Source organism: Mesorhizobium sp. M1A.F.Ca.IN.020.06.1.1 (genome assembly GCF_004023265.1).
GTDB lineage: Bacteria > Pseudomonadota > Alphaproteobacteria > Rhizobiales > Rhizobiaceae > Mesorhizobium.
Genome location: NZ_RZSR01000682.1, coordinates 1 through 3359, shown reverse-complemented (window position 1 = coordinate 3359; position 3359 = coordinate 1). Strand labels below are relative to the sequence as shown.

Below are 3359 nucleotides of genomic sequence, written 5' to 3'. Positions count from 1 at the left end.
CAGCCTCACCATGCGCAAGCTCGATCCCGCCTTCATCGGCCGCCACCTGGCGCGCGTCGGCGCCAAGGCGCTGGCGAGTGTCGGCGCCTACCAGATCGAGGGCGAGGGCATCCAGCTCTTCGAAAGGATCGAGGGCGACTATTTCACCATCGTCGGCCTGCCGCTGTTGCCGGTGCTGAAGGAGCTGCGCGCATTGGGAGCGATCGATGGTTGAGAAGCGGGCCTTCGTCACCGGCCACCCGATCGCGCATTCCCGCTCGCCCAAGATCCACCGCTACTGGCTGGAGGAATACGGCATCGACGGCAGCTACCAAGCAATCGACGTTCGGCCGGAGGATTTCGCAGCATTCCTGAAATCACTCGGCGAGAATGGCTATCGCGGCGGCAATGTCACCATCCCGCACAAGGAAGCAGCCTTCGCCTTGGTCGAACGCCGCGACGAGGCCGCCGAAGCCATCGGCGCGGTCAACACGCTGTGGCTGGAAGACGGCGTGCTGTGGGGCGGCAATACCGACGCTCTCGGCTTTGCCGGCAATCTCGATGAACACGCCCCCGGCTGGGCGGCGAATGGTCCGGCCGTGGTGCTGGGCGCGGGTGGTGCCTCCCGCGCCGTCATCCAAGCGCTGAAGGACCGGGGTCTCAACGACATCCGCATCGTCAACCGTACGCTGGCAAGGGCTGAGGAACTCGCCGACCGGTTCGGCGCCGGGGTTTCCGCGCATGGCGCCGGCGCGGTCGGCGAATTGCTTTCCGACGCCGGCCTGCTCGTCAACACCACCGCGCTCGGCATGCATGGCAACGAGATCCTTGCCGCCGATCCGGCCGGTCTGCCCGGCCATGCCATCGTCACCGACATCGTCTATGTACCGCTGGAGACGCCGCTGCTTGCTGCCGCCAGGGCGCGCGGCCTGAAGACGGTCGATGGCCTCGGCATGCTGCTGCACCAGGCCGTGCCCGGCTTCGAGCGCTGGTTCGGCAAGCGGCCGCAGGTGACGCCGCAATTGCGGCGCATGATCGTCGCCGACATCGAAGCGCATTGACATGATCGTGCTCGGCCTCACCGGATCGATCGGGATGGGCAAGTCGACCACGGCAAAGATGTTCGCCGAGGCCGGCGTTCCGGTGCATGATTCCGACGAGACCGTGCATCGCCTCTATGCCGGCAAGGCAGCACCCCTGGTCGAACGAGCCTTTCCCGGCACGACAAAAGCGGGCGTGGTCGATCGCGCAAGGCTGGCCGAGACAGTGCTGGGCGATCCCGCCGCGCTGAAAAAGCTGGAGGCGATCATCCATCCGCTGGTACGGGCCGACGCCGATGCATTTTTGGCTCGGCATCGTGCGGCCGGGGCGCCGATTGCGGTGCTCGACATTCCGCTGCTGTTCGAGACCGGCGGCCGCAATCGCGTCGACAAGGTCGTGGTCGTCACCGCGCCGGCCGAGATCCAGCGCGCCCGCGTGCTCGCCAGGCCCGGGATGAGCGAAGATAAATTCGCTTCCATCCTCGCCAAGCAGGTGCCTGACGCCGAGAAACGCCGTCAGGCGGATTTCATCGTCGACACCGGCCAGGGTTTTGATGCCGCACGTGCGGCGGTGGCAGCCATCGTCAGCGAATTGACCGGGGATAAGTCCGGCAAAAACGCTTCCTGACGGCCGCTGTCAGCAGTCCCATTGCCATTTTGTTCCGGTTTGTGATTCTGCTCTTTAGAGCGGATTGATTCGAATGCGTGAGATCATCTTCGATACCGAAACCACCGGCCTCGATTTGCGCGACGACCGCATCATCGAGCTCGGCGGCGTCGAGCTGGTCAACCGTTTCCCGACCGGCCGCACCTTCCACAAGTTCATCAATCCGCAAGGCCGCGCCATTCACGCCGAGGCGCAGGCCGTGCATGGCATCAGCGCGGCGGATCTGGCCGGCAAGCCGACCTTCGCCGAAATCGCCGAGGAATGGCTGGCCTTCACCGACGGCGCCAAGCTGATCGCCCACAACGCCACTTTCGACCTTGGCTTCCTGAACCTCGAATACAGCCGGCTCGGTCATCCGGCCATCGATCCCGGCCGCATCGTCGACACGCTGGCGATCGCGCGCCGCAAGCATCCGATGGGTCCGAACTCGCTGGACGCGCTTTGCCGCCGCTACGGCATCGACAACACCCGCCGCACCAAGCACGGGGCGCTTCTCGACTCCGAATTGCTGGCCGAGGTCTATATCGAGCTCATCGGCGGCAAGCAGGCGGCACTGGTCCTGGAAACCGTGGCCGTGCAGGTGAACGGCAGCGGCGAAGTCGCCGATATCGACATTTCGATCGGCGCAAGGCCGATCGCGCTGCCGCCGCGCCTCACCGAGGCGGATCGGGCGGCGCATGCCGGGCTGGTCGGCACGCTCGGCGAAAAGGCGTTGTGGCTGAAGGTGGTGGCCGCAGGGTGAGCGGGGCGCTCCGGCGCCAACCGACGCGATTGGCCGAACCGCCATCCCTTCATCATACCCGGGCTTGACCCGAGTATCCATGCCGTGACCCTTGCCGCGGAGCGCAACGGTGCAGAATTCTGTAATCGCAGCAGCGCCTTAGCGTCAGGGCATATGTTCTAACGTCGCTCCGCTCCTTGCTCGGCCCCAGAATGACGACCTAACGAATGTCGTCGCTAATCCAGACGTCTCAAGAAAAAGCCCGGCGCGAAGCCGGGCTCTCGATACGATGGGTGGCGAGCCTCCTCAGCTCACCTGGACCTTGCTGGCGGCCTGGTCCTCGGCGATGCGCTGCTGGAACATCTGCGCGAAATCGATCGGGTCGAGCATCAGCGGCGGGAAGCCGCCGTTGCGGGTGGCGTCCGCGATGATCTGGCGCGCGAAGGGGAAGAGCAGCCGCGGGCATTCGATGAACAGGATCGGCAGCATGTGCTCCTGCGGGAAGCCGCTGATGGCGAAGACGCCGCCATAGACCAGTTCGACGTTGAACAGCACTTCCTGGTCGAAGGAGGCCTTGGCATTCAATGTCAGATTGACGTCGAACTGCTTGTCCGAAAGCGGGTTGGCGTTGACGTTGACATTGATGGCGATGCCCGGGGCCTTGTCGCGGCCGCGCAGCGAATTCGGCGCGCCGGGGCTTTCGAAGGACAGGTCCTTCACATATTGCGCAAGCACGTTGAGCGAGGGCTGTTCCTGTTTGCCGTTGCCATTGGCGGCGGCTGCCGCGGCATCATCATTGCTGGCCATTAGCCTTTGTCCTTTTGCCTGGGCAGCATTGCTGACCGGATTGAAATCGGGGGTTCGCTATCATGCTCGGCAGGACAAGACAAGTTTTGCGCGCCGCCTGAAACTGCGCAGCCGTTTCGGGGCGACGGCGCGCATGAGACAGCTA

5 protein-coding genes are annotated in these 3359 nt (G+C 64.6%); 4 read left to right on the top strand and 1 reads right to left on the bottom strand.

What is annotated here, in order from left to right; all coding sequences use genetic code 11:
• The 4 genes from EOA60_RS24975 to dnaQ all read left to right on the top strand — a co-directional run.
• Positions 1-214, top strand: a 214-nt coding sequence (locus EOA60_RS24975; RefSeq protein ID WP_206628217.1) for a Maf family protein, incomplete at its 5' end; no start/stop codon positions are given.
• Positions 207-1040 carry a shikimate dehydrogenase gene (locus EOA60_RS24970; protein ID WP_127335187.1) on the top strand — a complete coding sequence of 278 codons (834 nt, stop codon included), beginning with the start codon at positions 207-209 and terminating at the stop codon, positions 1038-1040. The genes EOA60_RS24975 and EOA60_RS24970, both read left to right, overlap by 8 nt.
• A 1-nt stretch (position 1041) precedes the next feature.
• A complete protein-coding gene (gene coaE / locus EOA60_RS24965) occupies positions 1042-1647 on the top strand; it encodes a dephospho-CoA kinase (protein WP_127217282.1) in 606 nt (201 codons plus the stop codon).
• Between the two features lie 73 nt (positions 1648-1720).
• Positions 1721-2428: a DNA polymerase III subunit epsilon gene (gene dnaQ, locus EOA60_RS24960; RefSeq protein WP_095825105.1), complete on the top strand. Its 708-nt coding sequence runs from the start codon at positions 1721-1723 to the stop codon at positions 2426-2428.
• Positions 2429-2713: 285 nt separating this feature from the next.
• Here the strand turns inward: dnaQ and secB are convergent, their stop codons facing one another.
• A complete protein-coding gene (gene secB, locus EOA60_RS24955; protein ID WP_067323500.1) occupies positions 2714-3214 on the bottom strand; it encodes a protein-export chaperone SecB in 501 nt (166 codons plus the stop codon).
• Positions 3215-3359 lie beyond the last annotated feature (145 nt).